This is a genomic window from Neorhizobium sp. T7_12 (genome assembly GCF_002968535.1).
In the GTDB taxonomy this organism is placed as follows: Bacteria; Pseudomonadota; Alphaproteobacteria; order Rhizobiales; family Rhizobiaceae; genus Neorhizobium; species Neorhizobium tomejilense.
Window position 1 is genome coordinate 1 of sequence record NZ_PVBK01000027.1, and the last position, 16296, is coordinate 16296.

The following is a 16296-nucleotide window of genomic DNA, read 5'->3' on the forward strand; positions in this document are numbered from 1 at the left end:
GTTGGGGAGGGGTCTGCGCTCCGCATAAAACCCCTCCCGCCTGCCGGCCACCCTCCCCACGAGGGGGAGGGTTAGGGGTGTCGCAGCGCCTCACGTCCCATACGCAGCAATCCTGCACCAGAGGGGGGTAAGCCATGATGACGAGTCTCATCGCCCCTCCCCCGATCCGGCGCGTTTGCCCGCCCTCACCCGGATCAGCGCCAGCACCGCGAGCGCGGTCACCATCACCACCGCGATCTCGCCCAGCGTATCGGTGCCGCGGAAGTCGACGATGATGACGTTGACGACGTTGGCGCCGTGGGCGACCGTCTTGGAATAGGTGTTGAAGAAATCGGTAAGAACGGTGTCGAACGGCGCCTGCGTCGATTTCAAAAGCAGCAGCGTGAAGCCGAGGCCGCAGGCGACCGCGACCATGCCGTCGAAGAGCGACTGTCCCAGAGGCCGATGATCCCGCGGGGTGAGCCGCAGCCGCGTCATCACCAGCGCCAGGATGACGACCGACAGCGTCTCGACCATGAACTGGGTGAACGACAGGTCCGGCGCGCCGAACAGCAGGAAGATGACGGCGACGGCAAAACCCTGGATGCCGAGCGAGACGATCGCCGTCAGCCGGTCTTTTGCGCGCAGCACGGCGAAAAGGCCGATCACCGCGATTGCGAAGAACGCCGCTTCCTGGACCAGCAATTGCTCCGGCCAGGCGGGCATCGCCGGCAGTTCGCCGAACACGAAGGGCGGGACGAGCAGCGTCACGGCCAGCAGGATGAAGGTGGCGGTGATGTAGATTTCCAGCCGGCCCGGCTGGACGAAACGGGTGACGGCGGCCGAAAGCTGCACCAGGCCGGAGACGACATGGTCGAAACCTCGGTCCGGTCCGGGGCCAAGGCTTTCCACCGCCCGCACCATGAAGGCCCGAAGGTCCGTCAGCCGCCAGAAGGCGAGCGCGCCGAGCAATACGGTGATCACCGACAGAAGCAGCGGCAGGCCGAGATGCGGCACGGTGGAAATGTCGATGACGATCTTTTCGTCGGTAATCGCGCTTGCCATCGGCGAGGAGATGTAACGATGCGCCAGGCCGGAAAAGAGTGCGGCCGCCAAGCCGAGCACGGAGAGAACAACCGGGCCCAGCCAGAGCGTCATTGGTCCTTCGTGAGCATGTTTCGGCGTCTCGACATGGGGACCGAGGAAGGGTTTCAGCGCCACGGCAAAGGCAATCGCGAACATCAGCGCATTGCCGATGACGGCAAGGCCCGTGAAAAACACGGCCCGCGGATTGCCGGCGGCGAGTGCCGCATAGATCTCCTCCTTGGCGAGGAAACCAAAGAACAGCGGCAGGCCGCCCATCGAGAGCGCCGCCAAAAGCGCCGCGCCGAAGGTGACCGGCATGGCGGCGCGCAGGCCGCCGAGCTTGGTGACGTCGCGGGTGCCGGCCTCATGATCCACCGTGCCGGCGACCATGAACAGCGCGCCCTTGAACAGCGAATGGGCGACGAGATAAAGCACCGCCGCCTCGACCGCATGGGCCGAACCGAAACCGGTCAGCATGGTGAGCAGACCGAGCGAGGCCATGGTCGTGTAGGCGAGCATCAGCTTCAAGTCCGTCTGGCGGACGGCGAGGAAGGTGCCGGCAATCAGCGTGATACCGCCGAAGAAGGGCAGCAGGATCACCCAGGCGGGGGTATCCCCCATGACCGGGTTCAGCCGCATCAGCAGGTAGACGCCGGCCTTCACCATGGTTGCCGAATGCAGATAGGCCGAGACAGGCGTCGGCGCTTCCATGGCGTTGGGCAGCCAGAAATGGAACGGAAACTGCGCCGACTTGGTGAAGGCGCCGGCAAGCACCAGCAGCAGGGTGGCGAGATAGAACGGGCTCTGGCGCAGCCCGTCGCCCAGATGCACGAGCAGCGAAAGCTGGGTAACGCCGGTGATGTTCCAGAGGAAGACCAGGCCTGCGAGCAGGCAGAGCCCGCCGCCGCCGGTGACCACCAGCGCCTGAAGTGCTGCACGCCGCGCCGCCTCCCGCTCGTGATCGAAGCCGATCAGCAGGAAGGAGGTGATCGAGGTCAGTTCCCAATAGACGAACAGCATCAGAAAGCTGTCGGAGACGACGAGGCCGAGCATGGCGCCCATGAAGGCGAGGATGAAGGCCATGAAGCGCCCCTGCCCCTCATGACCCTTCATGTAGCCGCCGGAATAAAGGGCGATCAGGGTACCGATGCCGGTGATGAGAAGCGCGAAGGTGAGCGACAGGCCATCGAGGAACCAGGAGAAGGAAAGGTTGAAGCTCGGCGCCCAGGCATACCCCCCGGTCACCACTTCGCCGGCGGCGATTTCGGGCAGGAAGGTGCAGAAATGCGCAAATGCGAGCGCCGGGGCCAGTGCCAAAACCCAGGCGGCCTTGTCGCCCAGAAAGCGGGTGAGGACAGGCGCCAGAACGGAAGCGAGGAAGGGAAGGAAGAGTGCGAAGAACGTCAACGCCGGCGCATTGGCAGCCATGTCATCTCCACGCTTCAGAAGCCCCACACCGCCCGACCGTTCGGAGGCAGGTGATTTTCTATGGGAAACCTGGCCCCGCCTCAAGCGGAACCGGACGAAACACACAGAAACGCGAGTTTTCGGGAATTTGACGGCAAGTGCGACCGATGCTTGAGGGGGCAGCTTCGCGCAATGAGCGGCGATGGCCTCATGCAGTGCCAGCACCGATGGTCGAATTTGATCACAAACTGGGGGCCAGCAAATGAGCTTGGCCCCCGACTTGATCTTGGTACACACCGCTCAAGAGATTGCATGATCCCTGCGATCAGGGTGCCAGGTAGTCATTTACCGTCTCCCATGCAGTGGTTTGCAAGAATTTCGCTACTTCTTCATCGAAACCAGCTGTGTAACTGAGTCCCACCGGGTTTTTCTTGAAGATTGCCGCGTAGGTCGTCAAAGCAGCCAGATACGACCCCGCCGCCGTCGGATGCCGCTTGTCGGCCGTATAGAGACTGATATCAGGGCGCTCTTTGACCGACCTGGCAAATGCCAATCCTGCAGGAATAACAAGAGCTTTGTTTTCATTTCCGATACGGGTGTAGGCTTCGGCGAGTTGTTCGGTCATCTCCGGTTTGTCGAGATAAGCCCACGACATAAAGAAAACTGGCTCTGCGCCGTTCTTCCTTACAGTCTCAGAGTGCTTCTTTGCATATTCGTAGAATATGTCCTTCAACTGCGGATGAACCGGGCACTGACTGCAATCCATCATAATCGCCAGGTCGAACAGGCGCTCCGGATTGTTGAAAGTGACGACGTTTTTGCTGTCGATCGTATAACGTCCCACCGCGTTAGGCCGGAAGTACGAGCCGACATCGTGCCAATCGAAACCAGAGCCGCTTATTGTCACCTGAGCCGAGCGTAGCTTGTATTCAGGGTCAGCCGCTGCGAGGATTCTGGAGATAAACCCGCTGATCCCGTTGTTGAAGTAAAAGAAACTATTGCCGATATAGATGATGGATTCGGGACGCTCTTTTCCCGTGGTCTGAACTGCGGGCTTTAGCTGTGCGAAACTTGGCGAGCTTGCCCATAAAAGAGCGGACACTACCAATAAGGCGGCTCTTGCGGAATTCTTTAGGCGTTTCATTATCTGATCTCCCTGTCCGATAACGCGGCTGAAACTGCTTGCTCACATTGGTTGTCACCGAAGCGCGCCTGACTTCTGGACGCGATTGCTGAAAGCATAGGCTCCTCCTCCTATTGGTGCTTTCGAGAAGAGAACAAGACACACGTCAGCGCTCGGCGAATCTGCCGATCCGTGTATCCAGGCGTTGCTTTGAGAAGCTCGCGCTTCTCCTCCCTGCCCAAATAAATAAACGTACTATTCCGTTAATTCAAGCAATCTGTTCACGCAGCGGCAACGGCGGTGAATACCGCGCCGAGATAATGTCTGCGATTGTGACTGGGAGGTTAGACCGGGCGCGGCTGCACGGCTTGGATGAGGGTCGGTTCCGACGGCTCACTAGCGCAGGCGTCACACCCGGAACGGATGCGGCTTCTTAAGTCGCGTCCGAGGGCCCGAGCTTGGTCTCGAGCCTCATTCGTGTGATCCGGCCATCCGTCATATTGCACTGCCTGATATAATTGAAAGGCTTCACTCAGCCGAGAATTTCACCGTCACGCCGCGCTGCCTAAAGTAAGCCTGCATCAGCTTCCTGCCAGAACGGTTGTTCTGCACGAGCCTAGCCGGGTCGAATACGGCCTCTTTCAAACCCGCCCGAGCCATCGCCGCCTTGAGAGCCGTGATATGCATGTCGATGTCGGCATTGTTCGCCTGGAGCGATTCATAAATGCGGCCTGTTGCATCTGCTACGGTCGGTTCAGTCACTATTTCACTCCTGTTGTTGTTTGGCTGGCGCTTATCATGTTTTTCGACGTAACCCTACTGCGGCAAGCGATGACCTTGTCACTGGCGGGAAATGGACTGGATTATTGCGTCCGCTTTCGAAGGGACTCGGCACCAGAAGTGAACCAGCGCGACCCGGACCCCTGCGATCGAGACACCGTGGCCGCTTTGCGCAATTAGCGGTCATTGAAACTGATGCTAGTGAAGTCATCGGTTTTGCCGTTCCAAGTGCCGGATGCAAAGGCGGTTACCGAATGCCCTGTGGGCGGACCTTCATCCAGACGGCCCACCGTTAAGCCGAGCTTGTCGAACAGTATGATCCCAACAGAAACCGCGGCTCCCCCGTTTAGCTCTTCCAATGCGCGGAGTACCTTTAATCCGTTCGTTCCGAAAACAGATATCCCTCGAAACATAACTACCCCAATATCGTAGAAGGCTTCGATCTCGCTCACGCGATTTTCTCGATAGCGTACGACTGGCGCTTTGGTACCGCGATGCTCACTGAACGTATCAGGCCGAAGGCCGCGTCTCGACCGGTCTGGTGCTCCAATGTGTGTGGCGACATCCTCTGGAGTCATGTCAAATTTTATAGGCCCAATTCCTGAGAAAGAGTCGATGAGCCATGTCATGTCAGTCTTCTCCAAACTCTTTGGAGAGATTAAGGGATGCGTAAATTTGAGCAACCCCAGTGACCGCTTTGGGCCGGAAACAGCCACGCCGGCATCCGCTCTCCAATCGCGGACTTTTCCTTCGCCGTCTCGATGCCTATCTATGGGGAAACGAAAGGAACCTTGCGATGTCCGATGTCATCACCCCGAAAATCCAGAAGACCGATGCGGAATGGCGCGAGCTCCTGACGCCCGAGCAGTACCGGATCCTGCGGCAGGCCGGCACCGAACGCGCCTTTACCGGGCCCTTCTGGAACAGCCATGAAAAGGGCCTCTACAGCTGCGCCGCCTGCCACGAACCGCTGTTCGTCTCCGACACCAAGTTCGATTCCGGCTGTGGCTGGCCGAGCTATTTCGAGGCGGTGAATCCGGAAGCGATCACCGAAATCCGCGACATGTCGCACGGCATGGTGCGCACCGAAGTCCGTTGCAGCAATTGCGGCGGCCATCTCGGCCACGTCTTCCCCGACGGCCCCCCGCCGACCGGCCTGCGCTACTGCATCAACGGCCACGCGATGGATTTCGAGGCGATGAAGTGAATCTGATGTTCTCGACCATCAGGCTATAATTTCCAAATGGGCGGGCCGCTCGAGGCTCCGTCCATTTGGAAAAGATTTTCACGCCTGCTGCCGAGCCAGATATTCCGCCCGCTTTTTCTCCGTCTCCGCATAATTCTCGGCCATGCGGTCGATCTGTGCGGACAAGGGGTCGTTCTTCATGCCCTCGTAGTCGATGGTGATCGTCGGTCCTTCGAATGGCGGCATGGCATTGTATTGCCGCTGCGTCATCGCGGTGGAAGCCTTGACTATCCGGCCGCCCAGCAATTCGGCGATCTTCTCGGCCCTGTATTGCGCATTTGCCGGACCGCCGGGGATGTTGGCCTCGTCGGTTAGGCCAGCCATCAGCATTTTGGTAATGCGGTCGCCCATCGAATCGCTTGCGGTCTGCACCACACCCTGATTGTCGATGGTGGCGACGACCCTGCCTGCGATGGTGATGGTCGCATAGGTCTTCATACGCGGATCGTTCGAATAGTCCGGGAAGGACCGCTCTGTGTACTGGCTTTCGAGGTAGCTCTTGTTCGCCTCCATGCGCCGCCGCGCTCCCTCCATGAATTGCTGGTACTCGTCTTCCGGCAATTCGGCGACGTTGATCGCCTTGAGGTTCGAACGGTCGAGGACAATCGCGTTGACGACCTTGCCCATGAAATTGATGGTCACCGTCGAAGCGCCGCCATCGGCCTGCGCACCATCGGCGGTTGCCGATTCCTTGCCGGCCCCGCGCGCCGAAGCCTGGTCTCCGACGGCGTCCCCATAAGGATCGTCGGCCTTGGCAAGACCCGCGCCATTGGAACCTGCATGTCGAGTGGCCGCGTTATAGTAGGATGTGGATGCAATGGTGGTCATGATTATTCTCCCCGAAAATATTCCCCGAAGAGAAGCATCCAAGCCTTGCGCCAACCTTGGGCTGCAAATTCATGGCATTCGCGCATTCGCGCGAGTATTGCGGCAGTTCAATAATCGTCGCTGATCTCGAGCCAGTAGCCGTCCGGGTCCTGCAGATAGACGGACCGAACGCCGTCGGCACGGGTGTAGATCCTGCCCTCGTTTCTGGCCAGATCGCCGTATTTCGTGCCGGTTGCGGCAATGTGGGCGACCGTGGCGTCGAGGTCGGTCACGGCGATGCAGAGATGGGTCGACATGGTGACGTAGGTTTGGCCGAAATCGCCTTCGATCAGGTGGATCGACTGGCTGTCGCCGATGCCGAACCAGCGGATGTTGGGCTTGCGGGCCTTGCACTCGATTTCCGGCAGGCGCAGGACCCGGTGGTAGAAATCGGCGCTGCGGGTAAGATCCCGGACCATGATGGACAGGTGGTTTATGCGAAGCAACGCGGACATGCTCTCCTCCAACAGCACTCGCGGGACCGCCTGACGTCAGGTCGGGTCCTTGTCGTAGACGATGATCCCGGGCGGCAACTGCACCCGGCGACGCCGACGGTAGTCATAAACCGAATGCGGGGTCTCGGGAAGCCGGGATACCCTGTGTGCTATTCCGGCAGTTCCACCGTGAAGGCGAAGCGGGCTTTTTCGCCCGGTGCAAGGACCACGCCGTAGGGACGTTTCGCAAGATCGTCCGAGCCGCCGAGTTCGGCGGCGGTGCCGTGCCAGGGTTCGATACAGATGAAGGGGGCGCCGGGTTTCTGCCAGAGCGCCAGATTCGGCAGGTTTTCGAAGGAAAATTTCAGCGCGGGACCGCCCTCGGCGGCATAGGTCAGCCCCTCGCCCGCCCCTTCCGGAAAGATCATCGCATCCGCCTCGAACATCGCGTGGTCGAGGGTGAGGCCGCCGGCCGTAAACGGCGACGGCAGTTTTTCCGGCTTGACCAGCCCGCCTTCCAGCCGCGTCAAAGCCGGTTCGGCGCCGTTGTCGAGGGTGATTTTGTGGGCCTTGCCCGCCGCGCCGGGAATCGGCCAGACAAAGGCCGGGTGGAACCCGAGACCGAAGGGCATCGGTTTTTGATCGCGGTTCTCGACTTCGGCCGCGACCGTCAGCGTCCGGCCATCCAGCGAATGCTCGACCGCCAGCAGGAATTCGAACGGATAGACGGCGCGTGTCGCGTCGGAGGCGGCGAGTTCGTAGCGGCACATGGTCCCGCTCGACGAGGCGAGCGTAAACTCGCTGCGGCGGGCGAAACCGTGCTGGCCCATCTCGTAAGGCTTGCCCTCGACGCTGATCCGGTTTTCCGGCGCCTTGCCGACCATCGGAAACAGAACCGGGGAGCGGCCGTTCCAGAAGGCGGCATCGCCATTCCAGAGAAACGAGCGGCCATCGGCGGCCGTCAGCGCCTGCATCTCGGAGCCGAGCGAGGAGATGTCGACGGTCAGGTATTGGTTGGAAATGCGGGTGACGTCTGACATGGCGGCTCCTTCAGGTTCCGGTTCGGAATCATGTCCTCATCTTTGCGCGCCGGACGTTTCGGTTCAATTACGCGCGAAACCTTTTCGAGCCTCAGGCCCGCATCGCCAGGACGGGCCGGCGCTCCTGTTCGGCCTTCTCCGCCATGCGGACCTCGTAGGCCTTGCCCCACTCTGCCATCACCGTCACGGCGTGGTTGAGGCTGCGGCCGAAATCGGTGGCGGAATATTCCACCCGCGGCACCTTCTCCGCAAACACTTCGCGGCGGATGAGACCGTCCGCCTCCATCTCGCGAAGCTGCTGGGCGAGCATCTTTTCGCTGACGCCTGAGAGTATGCGCTTCAGCTCCCCGAAGCGGCGGGGCTCGATGTTGATCTCCCAGAGGATGTCGGTCTTCCACTTTCCACCGATCACGTTGAGGGCGCTGGCAAAACCGCAATCGTCGTCCGGCAGGCGTTTCATTCCCGTTCTCCCCTTACTGCAGAGTAACCGCTTACCCGAAGGTGCGTAATTTACCGCCTCCGGCCGGAGGCGTTATCAAAATGCCGTCTCACATATTGGAGTTCGATGCGATGACCACAATAGGGTTTCTCGGCGCCGGCCGAATGGGAACGGCACTTGTTCGTACGCTCGCGAAAAGCGGCCACGAGGTGCATGTCTGGAACCGCACGGCGGAAAAGGCGCAGGCGCTCGGCGCTTTTGGGGCACGACCGGAACCGACACCGGAACGGGCGGCGGCCGGAGCGGAGATCGTTTTCGTCAATCTGCTCGACTATCCCGCTTCCGATGCGCAGCTGAGGAAACCGGATGTCACCGAGGCGCTGAAGGGCAAGCTGCTCGTGCAGCTCACCTCCGGTTCGCCGAAGACGGCGCGCGACACCGGCGCCTGGGCGGCCGAACACGGCATCGCCTATCTCGACGGGGCGATCATGGCCACGCCGAATTTCATCGGCGAACCGGAGACGCTGATCCTCTACAGCGGGTCGGGCGCCCATTACAGGCAGCACGAAAGGGTGTTTGCCGGGCTCGGCGGGAAATCCGCTTTCGTCAGCGAGGATTTCGGGGCGGCCTCCGCGCTCGACAGCGCCCTTCTCGGCCAGATGTGGGGCACGCTGTTCGGTACGCTCCAGGCGCTCGCCATCACCAAAGCCGAAAACATCGATCCCGAAATCTACGCGAACTATCTAAAGCTTTCCCAACCCGTCATCGATGGGGCGGAACGGGATCTGACGCAACGGGTGCTGGACGGGCGCGACCGGGGCGACGAGGAAACCCTCGCGACGATCGCAGTCCACAATGTGGCCTTCCAGCATCTCGTAGAGATCAACACGGAGCGCGGCATCAACCCGGTGATTGCGAACGCCTTCGGCAGCCTTTTCGAGGCGGCCATCCGGGCTGGCCACGCCGAGGACGACTTCGCGGCGCTGGCGCGCTTCATGGAGACCAAATGACCGAGGCGGAAAACCGGCAGGGAGAGACCACCCGCACCGCCGCCTGTTCCTGCGGCAACTTCCGGCTCACCCTCGCGGGCGCGCCGGAGCGGGTCTATGCCTGCGCCTGCCTCGAATGCCAGAAGGCGACAGGATCGGCGTTTTCCTATCGGGCACGTTATCGCAAGCAGGCAATCGTCGCCGACGGAGGCGAGCGGCGGCGCTTCCGGCGGATCACCGACGAGGGCCGGTGGATGGACCAGGTCTTCTGCCCGAATTGCGGCACGCTGGTCTACATGGAGGCGGAGGTGCTGGAGAACGGGATCGTCGTTTCGGTCGGCTGTTTCGGCGAGCCGGATTTCGCGCCGCCGGCTGCGATCTTCTGGTCGCGCCGGCGCCATGGCTGGTACGAACCGGACGCGGAAATCCGGCTCGTCGAATAGGCTCAGTCTTTCGCGACCTCGCCCGCATATTCATCGTCCGTCACCGCGCCCAGCCATTCCGCCGTGCTGCCGTTCAGCGCTTCCTGGATGGCGATGTGGGTCATGGCGGTGGTCGGGGATGCGCCGTGCCAGTGTTTTTCGCCGGGCGGGAACCAGATCACGTCGCCGGGCCGGATGGCCCGGACCGGCTCGCCCCAGACCTGCGCCAATCCGGCGCCGGCCGTGACGAGCAGCGTCTGGCCGAGCGGGTGGGTGTGCCAGTCGGTGCGGGCACCCGGTTCGAAGGTGACCGAAAGGGCGCGGACCCGGGCCGGCTCCGGCGCCTCGACGATCGGATCCAACCGGACGGTGCCGGTGAAATATTGTGGCGGTGCCTTCGAAGGCTGCGATCCGCTGCGCTTGATGTCCATGGTTCGATCCTCGCTGAACGACTGGTTACACTTCATATGGGTCAGGTCATATAGGTCAGGACGGCATATAGGTCACAACAGGCGCGGCGCGACGTCCAAAAATTCTTGACTTCGATTTTCGCACGTTTATGCCTTTCAGTCGAAGAGCGTCGGCCTTTGAGGTTCAGTTTGCCTAAGTAATCCCCGGTCTCGACAGGTTCACCCTCCCATGTGTGGAAGAGCGATGACGCTTGCCCGCGTGGGAACACTGTTCATCGGGGTGGCGGCTTGAGACCGGTTTGGCATTGATCGTGCCAGTGCGGCCTCATGCTGCCCTGAACCGTCCGACTAAGACCTCCGACGCTTATCTCCCCACAGTCCGGACCTTCGCCACACCGTGCGCGCCCTGAGAGGGCTTCTTGAGTGCCGTTTCCCGCATGAACTTCCTGACCGGAAGATCAAAACGGCATGTGCGACATCCTCCATCTCGAATGGACTGCAACCCCTAAAACTCCACCCCGGCCGATCCTTGCCTGCAGCGGCTGCGGGCTATCGAGACCGTTCCGCTCCAGCGGCCGCATCCGCCTCAATGCCAATGGCAAGCGGCTCGATGCCTGGCTCATCTACCGATGCATCGCCTGCGACGGCACCTGGAACCGGCCGATCTTCGAGCGGCAGACCATCCGGGCGATCGATCCTGCCATGCTCGACGCGCTGCAGGCGAGTACGCCGGACTTCGTGGCCCGCATCGAATTCGACGCACAGGCGCTGAAGGCCAGGGCCGGACGCATCGAGGAGAGCGACGACATCGAGATGCGCAAGGCGGTGCTGCGCCACGATGCGGATTGGCGGCGGATCGCAATCACGCTCTCCCTGCCCTACCCGACCGGCCTGCGGCTCGACCGGTTGCTGGCGGCGGAACTGCCGCTGTCGCGCAGCCGGCTGCAGGCGCTTTTCGACAGGCAGGAGATCCGGATCGGGCCGGAGCGGAAGGACGCGCTGAAACGCGGTATCCGCGACGGCACCCTGATCACGCTCGACCTGCGCGACGAGGCCGAGCGGCTGGTGGTCGGAAAGGCGGCGATCGGCAGAGCGGCGATGGGCGGCTGATCAGCGATAGCCGGTGGCGTCGGCCGGTTTGCCGGGCTCCTGAACCTCTTTCAGGTAGCGCCAGCAATCCGGCCGCGAGCCGTCGACATCGTTGAACTCATAGACCTTGGCAAGGCCGCCGCTCGACAGCGACTGGCCGTTCCAGCGTGCCCGGTCCGGGTCGGCGGCAAGCGCTGCCACCGCCCGGCCGATGAAGCGCGGCGTTTCGGAAATGCAGAAATGCGGCTGGGCGACGAGCGCATCCCGCCAGTTCTCCTCGGTCACCTGGTAGATATCCAGCATCATTTCGGAGCGCAGCCAGCCGGGGGTGATCGAGACCGAGGTGCTGCCGACCTTCTCGAGATCCTTGCCGTGCGCCCAGGCCATGCGCGTCACCGCGGTTTTGGCGAGGTCGTAGAAGGGCGAAAGGCGATAATGCTCGGCATTGTATTCCGCCGTGCCATCGGTGACCTCGACCAGCAGACCGCCCGGCTTTTCGATCATCAGCTTCAGCGCATGATGGGCGGTGATCAGGTGGGTGTCGATCGCCAGCCGCAGCATGCGCAGGCCCTTTTCGAGGTCGTGCTCCCAGACCGGCTTGTCCCATTCGAACAGATGTTCGCCGCCCCAGATGTCGTTGACGAGGATATCCAGCCGGCCCTGCTCCCGGCGGATGCGCTCGACGAGCGCTGCGACATCCTCCGAGACGAGGTGATCGAGCGGCACCGCAATCCCCGTGCCGCCGGCTTGCGTCACCAGTTCGGCGGTATCCTCGATCGTCTCCGGCCGCCGGTATTCCGACTGCTTCTGCCGCGTCGTCCGGCCGGTGACATAAACGGTGGCGCCGGCCGCCCCGAGTTCGACCGCGATACCCCGCCCGGCACCCCGCGTGGCGCCTGCCACCAGCGCGATTTTTCCCTCGAGCGGCTTTTTGTACACGTGCGACATGACTGCTCCTTCCCTTCCGGTTCCGTATGGTTAGAACTGGCGCTTCATATAAAGGCAATATATAAACGTTTATTCGTTTATAATTCGAGAGGCAAGATGGCGCGACCGAAAACCATGCCGGACAGGGACGTACTGGCGGCGGCACTGAAGGTGATGCACGAAAAAGGCCCGGAGGCACTGACCTTCGCCTCCCTCGCCACCGCCTGCGGCCTTTCCGGCTCGACGCTGGTGCAGCGCTTCAGGAACAAGGAGGAACTTGCCCGCGCCGCGCTGCTGTTTGCCTGGGACGATCTGGATACCAAGACGGAAGCGGCGATCGCCAGCGCGCCGAAGACGCCTCAAGGCGCCGTGGACATTCTCGTTGCGCTTTCCGGAGACTATGGCGGCATCGAAGCCTATGCCGAAGGCCTGCTGATGCTGCGGGAGGATTTTCGCGATCCGCGCCTGCGCGCCCGCGGCAGCGCCTGGGGCGAAGTTATCTCCACCGCGATCACGGCCTGTTTTGCGTCGACCCCCGGCACGCCGGACAATATCGGCATGCTGATGGCCTCGCAGTGGCAGGGTTGTCTTCTCTGGTGGGGGTTCAATCCCGCGGGGCCGATCGACGCGCATGTGCGCCGGAGCCTGGAAGCGTTTGTCGCAGCGGTGCTGCCCGGACAATAGAAAAGGCCCGGAGTACCGGGCCTTTGGTCAACCTTCTGGCTCAGGCAACCTTGCCGCTGCGCCGCGGGTAAAAAATGGCAACCAGCCTGCGGCAGGCGATCAATAGCATTTCCGTCTTCAGCGACACGATCGCGACACCACCTAGCACGATCGCGGTGGCGATGATCTCTCTCAGGCTGACGGGTTCACCCAGCAGGACAAAACCGAGGATAATCGTCCAGGGCGGCAGGAAATAACCGTTCATCGAACCGATGGTCGGACCCGCCTTCTTGAGGATGTTCATGTAGAGAACGATCGGCAGGGCAGTTCCGAACACGCCGAGAACGAGAAGCAGCGGCAGGTTGTCGAGTGCCGGAGAGAAGGCCGAAAGATTGCCGAGATAGATCATCACCGCGAAGGTCGGCAGGCCGGAGAACAGCTGCTGTCCCAGCGCCAGCCGGACCGGCTGAGCACCTGGAATACCGCGCACATAAAGATTGCCGAGCGCGTAGCTGACCGCGACGATGGCCACGGCGCCGACGCCGCGAAGGCTGACGTTGTCGGCACCGAGCGCCGCCGGGCCGATCAGCAGGACCATGCCGCCGAAGCCGGTTGCAAGCCCGAGCGCCACTTTCGGCGTCAGCCGCTCGCTTGCAAACAGCGCCTGCGCCAGAACCGCGACGACGAGCGGCGTGGAGGCCTGGATCATCGATGTCAGGCCCGCCGAAATTTCCGTCAGCGCATAGGCCGTCAGGCTGTTCGGCACGACGCCCTGCAGGAAACCGAGGACGACCCAGTCGCGCATTTCCCGTCCGCGCGGGAGAATGTTGTGACCGGAGACGATCATCCAGACGGCGATCAGGCTACCGCCCATCAGCCCCCTCACCGCCGTCAGGGCGAGCGGAGAGAGCGCGGTGCCGGCCAACTTCAGGAGAATGAAAGCGCCTCCCCACAGGAAGGAACAGGCAAGCATCTGCACGATCAGCGGAATTTCAAAGGACTTCCTTGCGGCGATCGAAGGCATGGTCGGCTCCTTACCTATTTATCTTCATGTGAAGATATTTGCTCTCAATTTATCTTCATGTCAAGATAGTTTTATCGAGACGGAGAATCGCAATGGCGCAGACGCAAAAAACGCAGGATCACATCGACCGGGCGCGGGCCCAGTGGGCCAAGCAATTGCCGGATCTCGACACGGGTCCGATGGAGATTCTCGGCCGCATCTACCGCCTGTCGCGGCTGGTCACGCCATCGATCGAGGCGACGTTCGCGTCGTTTCAGCTGGACCGCGGGGAATTCGATGTCGTGGGCACGCTGCTGCGCTCCGGGCCGCCCCACCGGCTGACGCCGACGGAGCTCTACCGGTCGCTGATGATCGCCTCCGGCAGCCTCACCCATCGGCTGGGCCGGCTGGAAAAGGCCGGCCTGATCAAGCGCGTCCCGTCCGACAAGGACGGCCGAAGCCTTGCGGTACAACTAACCGACGAGGGTATCGGCCGAGCGGAGGCCGCGTTCCGGCAGGACATGGCGAGTGAGGCGGCGGCGATCGCGGACTTCGATCCGGAGAAGAAGGCACAGCTTGCCGACCTGCTGCGGGAACTGAACCTCGCCGTCGAGGCTCATCTTTCACGACAGGGACCGTCGGAGCCGACGGAGGATTGACGCAAGGCGGGCTCACACGGAAACGAGCTTTCGACGTGGCGGCAGGGTCATGGCGGCAACGCCTGCGACGACGCAGACGAGGCCGGCCCATGCGCCCGGATGCAGGCTTTCGCCGAGGAAAACGACGCCGATCGCCACCCCGACGGGCACCCGCAGATAGGCCTGCGACGTCGCGCCGACCGAGCCGAGCGTCTGCATCAGCCTGAAATAGATGACGAAGGCCAGCGCCGTCGAAAACACCGAGAGCGCCACCAGCGCCAGGATCGATCCCATAGAGGGCTCAAGCGTCCAGGGCTTGTCGACGATCAGGCTTGCCGGGACCAGCAGCGCGGCGCCGCAGACGAGCGAGCCCGCCGCCGGCATGATCGGGTCGAGACCCTTGAAGTTCTTGCCGAAGATCGCCGCGCCGGCATAACACACCGTCGCCAGCACGATCGCCAGCTGCGGCACCAGCCTCTCCCCGAGCCCCGACAGCACTTCGACGCCGATCACCATGCAGATGCCGACCAGCCCCGCGCCGACGCCGAACAGTTTTCGCACCGTCACCGGCTCGTGGCGGGTGATCAATGCCGTGATCAGGAAGGCGAAGATCGGCGTGGTGGAATTGAGGATCGCCGCAAGCCCGGCATCCGTCGATTGTTCCGCCCAGGCGATCAGCGTGAAGGGGATGGCGCTGTTCAGGCAGGCCTGGAACAGGAAGCGCGCCCAGGTGCCGCCGTCGCGCGGCAGTTTCAGGCCACGCCAGCGGATGACGGCAAGCAGCACCGCCCCGGCGATCAGGGTCCGCAGCGCGATCAGCGTGACCGGCGGGATGGTTTCGACGCCGATCTTGATGAACGTATAGGAAGCGCCCCAGAGCGTGGAGAGCGCCAGAAGCAGCGCCAGTTCCCTGGTCATATTCGGTGTGTTCGGCATGATCACGCCTGGCCTGTTCGCATTTCGATGCGGGTCTTCTAGGTCAGGACGGAGGGCGGATGCTTCGGTGCGGATCGAAGTGTTCCGACCGACACTGCGCCGCTCGAACGGCAGCGGCTGACCGCACTTGCGGGCGGGCGCCGCCTGTTGCAATGATGCGGGCTAATTCAAGGAACACTATATGCCCTCGACCGAGCTGTTTCTCGCCTTTCTCGCCACCACCGTGGTGTTCGCCTATATACCTGGGCCGGCCATGATTTATGCCGCGGCCCAGACACTGGCGCGCGGGCGGTGGTCTGGCCTGATGGCTTCGCTCGGCATCCATATCGGCGGTTACGCGCATGTGTTCGCCGCAGCCGCCGGGCTTTCGGTGCTGTTCCATGCGGTGCCGATGCTCTACCTGGCGGTGAAGCTGGCCGGCGCGGCCTATCTGGTCTGGCTCGGCATCTCGCTGTTCCGCGCCAAGGCGGCCGGCGATCTCGAACTTCCGGAGATTGCCCAGAAATCCGGCCGGCGGGCGTTTTTCGAAAGCATAACGGTGGAAGTGCTGAACCCGAAGACGGCGATCTTCTTCCTCGCCTTCCTGCCGCAGTTCATCGACGCCTCGGCCGCCTTTCCCATCTGGCTGCAGTTCGTGATCCTCGGCACGATCGTCAACCTGATGTTCTCCTCTGCCGATATCGTCTGCGTCTTCCTCGCCGGCGCTGTCATCACCCGGCTGAAGCGTTCGAGCGGAGCGCAGCGGCTGATGCAGCGGGCCGGAGGCGCGCTGCTGGTCGGGCTCGGCGCACATCTGGCGCTGCAGCGGAGCTGAAGGG

Annotated in this window: 19 protein-coding genes; 7 read left to right on the forward strand and 12 right to left on the reverse strand. The window is 62.3% G+C overall.

The window, feature by feature from the left end:
- Window positions 1-147 precede the first annotated feature (147 nt).
- The 4 genes from C5J26_RS29985 to C5J26_RS32990 form a co-directional block, all read right to left on the reverse strand.
- Window positions 148-2493, reverse strand: a complete 2346-nt coding sequence (locus C5J26_RS29985) for a putative monovalent cation/H+ antiporter subunit A (protein WP_105405092.1) — start codon at window positions 2491-2493, stop codon at window positions 148-150.
- A gap of 304 nt (window positions 2494-2797) precedes the next feature.
- A complete protein-coding gene (locus C5J26_RS29995) occupies window positions 2798-3616 on the reverse strand; it encodes a hypothetical protein (protein WP_105405093.1) in 819 nt (272 codons plus the stop codon).
- Between the two features lie 507 nt (window positions 3617-4123).
- Window positions 4124-4360, reverse strand: a complete 237-nt coding sequence (locus C5J26_RS30000; protein ID WP_105405094.1) for a hypothetical protein — start codon at window positions 4358-4360, stop codon at window positions 4124-4126.
- A 191-nt stretch (window positions 4361-4551) separates the two neighbouring features.
- A complete protein-coding gene (locus C5J26_RS32990) occupies window positions 4552-4827 on the reverse strand; it encodes a hypothetical protein (protein ID WP_172746197.1) in 276 nt (91 codons plus the stop codon).
- 344 nt (window positions 4828-5171) lie between these two features.
- On the opposite strand from C5J26_RS32990, the gene msrB reads away from it, so the two are divergent.
- Window positions 5172-5582, forward strand: a complete 411-nt coding sequence (msrB, locus tag C5J26_RS30010) for a peptide-methionine (R)-S-oxide reductase MsrB (protein WP_105405149.1) — start codon at window positions 5172-5174, stop codon at window positions 5580-5582.
- Window positions 5583-5660: 78 nt separating this feature from the next.
- On the opposite strand, the gene C5J26_RS30015 is transcribed toward msrB, so the two are convergent.
- From C5J26_RS30015 to C5J26_RS30030, 4 genes are all read right to left on the reverse strand, one after another.
- Window positions 5661-6449 (reverse strand): hypothetical protein, encoded by a 789-nt coding sequence (locus C5J26_RS30015; RefSeq protein WP_105405096.1) that lies wholly within the window; start codon window positions 6447-6449, stop codon window positions 5661-5663.
- Between the two features lie 107 nt (window positions 6450-6556).
- Window positions 6557-6943: a VOC family protein gene (locus C5J26_RS30020; protein WP_105405097.1), complete on the reverse strand. Its 387-nt coding sequence runs from the start codon at window positions 6941-6943 to the stop codon at window positions 6557-6559.
- Between the two features lie 149 nt (window positions 6944-7092).
- A complete protein-coding gene (locus tag C5J26_RS30025) occupies window positions 7093-7962 on the reverse strand; it encodes an aldose 1-epimerase family protein (protein ID WP_105405098.1) in 870 nt (289 codons plus the stop codon).
- Window positions 7963-8053: 91 nt separating this feature from the next.
- The gene (locus C5J26_RS30030; protein ID WP_105405099.1) at window positions 8054-8422 is read right to left on the reverse strand and encodes a helix-turn-helix domain-containing protein; all 369 of its coding nucleotides are present in this window, start codon (window positions 8420-8422) and stop codon (window positions 8054-8056) included.
- Window positions 8423-8532: 110 nt separating this feature from the next.
- On the opposite strand from C5J26_RS30030, the gene C5J26_RS30035 reads away from it, so the two are divergent.
- Both C5J26_RS30035 and C5J26_RS30040 read left to right on the forward strand, forming a co-directional pair.
- Complete coding sequence (locus tag C5J26_RS30035; RefSeq protein ID WP_105405150.1) at window positions 8533-9411, forward strand: NAD(P)-dependent oxidoreductase; 879 nt, start codon at window positions 8533-8535, stop codon at window positions 9409-9411.
- Window positions 9408-9833 carry a GFA family protein gene (locus C5J26_RS30040; protein WP_105405100.1) on the forward strand — a complete coding sequence of 142 codons (426 nt, stop codon included), beginning with the start codon at window positions 9408-9410 and terminating at the stop codon, window positions 9831-9833. The genes C5J26_RS30035 and C5J26_RS30040 overlap by 4 nt, the downstream gene beginning before the upstream one ends.
- Before the next feature lie 2 nt (window positions 9834-9835).
- Here C5J26_RS30040 and C5J26_RS30045 read toward each other — a convergent pair whose 3' ends face one another.
- Window positions 9836-10243 carry a cupin domain-containing protein gene (locus C5J26_RS30045; RefSeq protein ID WP_046627329.1) on the reverse strand — a complete coding sequence of 136 codons (408 nt, stop codon included), beginning with the start codon at window positions 10241-10243 and terminating at the stop codon, window positions 9836-9838.
- Window positions 10244-10690: 447 nt separating this feature from the next.
- Between C5J26_RS30045 and C5J26_RS30050 the strand changes: the two genes are divergently transcribed.
- Window positions 10691-11332, forward strand: coding sequence for a DUF1062 domain-containing protein (locus C5J26_RS30050; RefSeq protein ID WP_105405101.1), 642 nt, complete (start codon window positions 10691-10693; stop codon window positions 11330-11332).
- Here the strand turns inward: C5J26_RS30050 and C5J26_RS30055 are convergent, their stop codons facing one another.
- Window positions 11333-12259 (reverse strand): SDR family oxidoreductase, encoded by a 927-nt coding sequence (locus tag C5J26_RS30055; protein WP_105405102.1) that lies wholly within the window; start codon window positions 12257-12259, stop codon window positions 11333-11335.
- A gap of 96 nt (window positions 12260-12355) precedes the next feature.
- Here C5J26_RS30055 and C5J26_RS30060 point away from each other — a divergent pair, with 96 nt between their 5' ends.
- Complete coding sequence (locus C5J26_RS30060; protein ID WP_105405103.1) at window positions 12356-12922, forward strand: TetR/AcrR family transcriptional regulator; 567 nt, start codon at window positions 12356-12358, stop codon at window positions 12920-12922.
- 40 nt (window positions 12923-12962) lie between these two features.
- On the opposite strand, the gene C5J26_RS30065 is transcribed toward C5J26_RS30060, so the two are convergent.
- The gene (locus C5J26_RS30065) at window positions 12963-13925 is read right to left on the reverse strand and encodes a DMT family transporter (protein WP_105405104.1); all 963 of its coding nucleotides are present in this window, start codon (window positions 13923-13925) and stop codon (window positions 12963-12965) included.
- Window positions 13926-14017: 92 nt separating this feature from the next.
- Between C5J26_RS30065 and C5J26_RS30070 the strand changes: the two genes are divergently transcribed.
- Complete coding sequence (locus tag C5J26_RS30070; protein WP_105405105.1) at window positions 14018-14563, forward strand: MarR family winged helix-turn-helix transcriptional regulator; 546 nt, start codon at window positions 14018-14020, stop codon at window positions 14561-14563.
- Between the two features lie 12 nt (window positions 14564-14575).
- Here C5J26_RS30070 and C5J26_RS30075 read toward each other — a convergent pair whose 3' ends face one another.
- Entirely contained in the window at window positions 14576-15478 is a 903-nt protein-coding gene (locus C5J26_RS30075; protein ID WP_105405106.1) for a DMT family transporter, read from the reverse strand.
- A 181-nt stretch (window positions 15479-15659) separates the two neighbouring features.
- Here C5J26_RS30075 and C5J26_RS30080 point away from each other — a divergent pair, with 181 nt between their 5' ends.
- Window positions 15660-16292 (forward strand): LysE family translocator, encoded by a 633-nt coding sequence (locus C5J26_RS30080; protein WP_105405107.1) that lies wholly within the window; start codon window positions 15660-15662, stop codon window positions 16290-16292.
- Window positions 16293-16296: the final 4 nt, after the last annotated feature.

What these genes read in the sequence shown, in the direction of transcription:
- C5J26_RS29985 (WP_105405092.1), bottom strand. Translation starts at nt 2,493, where the DNA reads ATGGCTGCCAATGCGCCGGCGTTGACGTTCTTCGCACTCTTCCTTCCC.
- C5J26_RS29995 (WP_105405093.1), bottom strand. Translation starts at nt 3,616, where the DNA reads ATGAAACGCCTAAAGAATTCCGCAAGAGCCGCCTTATTGGTAGTGTCC.
- msrB (WP_105405149.1), top strand. Translation starts at nt 5,172, where the DNA reads ATGTCCGATGTCATCACCCCGAAAATCCAGAAGACCGATGCGGAATGG.
- C5J26_RS30015 (WP_105405096.1), bottom strand. Translation starts at nt 6,449, where the DNA reads ATGACCACCATTGCATCCACATCCTACTATAACGCGGCCACTCGACAT.
- C5J26_RS30020 (WP_105405097.1), bottom strand. Translation starts at nt 6,943, where the DNA reads ATGTCCGCGTTGCTTCGCATAAACCACCTGTCCATCATGGTCCGGGAT.
- C5J26_RS30025 (WP_105405098.1), bottom strand. Translation starts at nt 7,962, where the DNA reads ATGTCAGACGTCACCCGCATTTCCAACCAATACCTGACCGTCGACATC.
- C5J26_RS30030 (WP_105405099.1), bottom strand. Translation starts at nt 8,422, where the DNA reads ATGAAACGCCTGCCGGACGACGATTGCGGTTTTGCCAGCGCCCTCAAC.
- C5J26_RS30035 (WP_105405150.1), top strand. Translation starts at nt 8,533, where the DNA reads ATGACCACAATAGGGTTTCTCGGCGCCGGCCGAATGGGAACGGCACTT.
- C5J26_RS30040 (WP_105405100.1), top strand. Translation starts at nt 9,408, where the DNA reads ATGACCGAGGCGGAAAACCGGCAGGGAGAGACCACCCGCACCGCCGCC.
- C5J26_RS30045 (WP_046627329.1), bottom strand. Translation starts at nt 10,243, where the DNA reads ATGGACATCAAGCGCAGCGGATCGCAGCCTTCGAAGGCACCGCCACAA.
- C5J26_RS30050 (WP_105405101.1), top strand. Translation starts at nt 10,691, where the DNA reads ATGTGCGACATCCTCCATCTCGAATGGACTGCAACCCCTAAAACTCCA.
- C5J26_RS30055 (WP_105405102.1), bottom strand. Translation starts at nt 12,259, where the DNA reads ATGTCGCACGTGTACAAAAAGCCGCTCGAGGGAAAAATCGCGCTGGTG.
- C5J26_RS30060 (WP_105405103.1), top strand. Translation starts at nt 12,356, where the DNA reads ATGGCGCGACCGAAAACCATGCCGGACAGGGACGTACTGGCGGCGGCA.
- C5J26_RS30065 (WP_105405104.1), bottom strand. Translation starts at nt 13,925, where the DNA reads ATGCCTTCGATCGCCGCAAGGAAGTCCTTTGAAATTCCGCTGATCGTG.
- C5J26_RS30070 (WP_105405105.1), top strand. Translation starts at nt 14,018, where the DNA reads ATGGCGCAGACGCAAAAAACGCAGGATCACATCGACCGGGCGCGGGCC.
- C5J26_RS30075 (WP_105405106.1), bottom strand. Translation starts at nt 15,478, where the DNA reads ATGCCGAACACACCGAATATGACCAGGGAACTGGCGCTGCTTCTGGCG.
- C5J26_RS30080 (WP_105405107.1), top strand. Translation starts at nt 15,660, where the DNA reads ATGCCCTCGACCGAGCTGTTTCTCGCCTTTCTCGCCACCACCGTGGTG.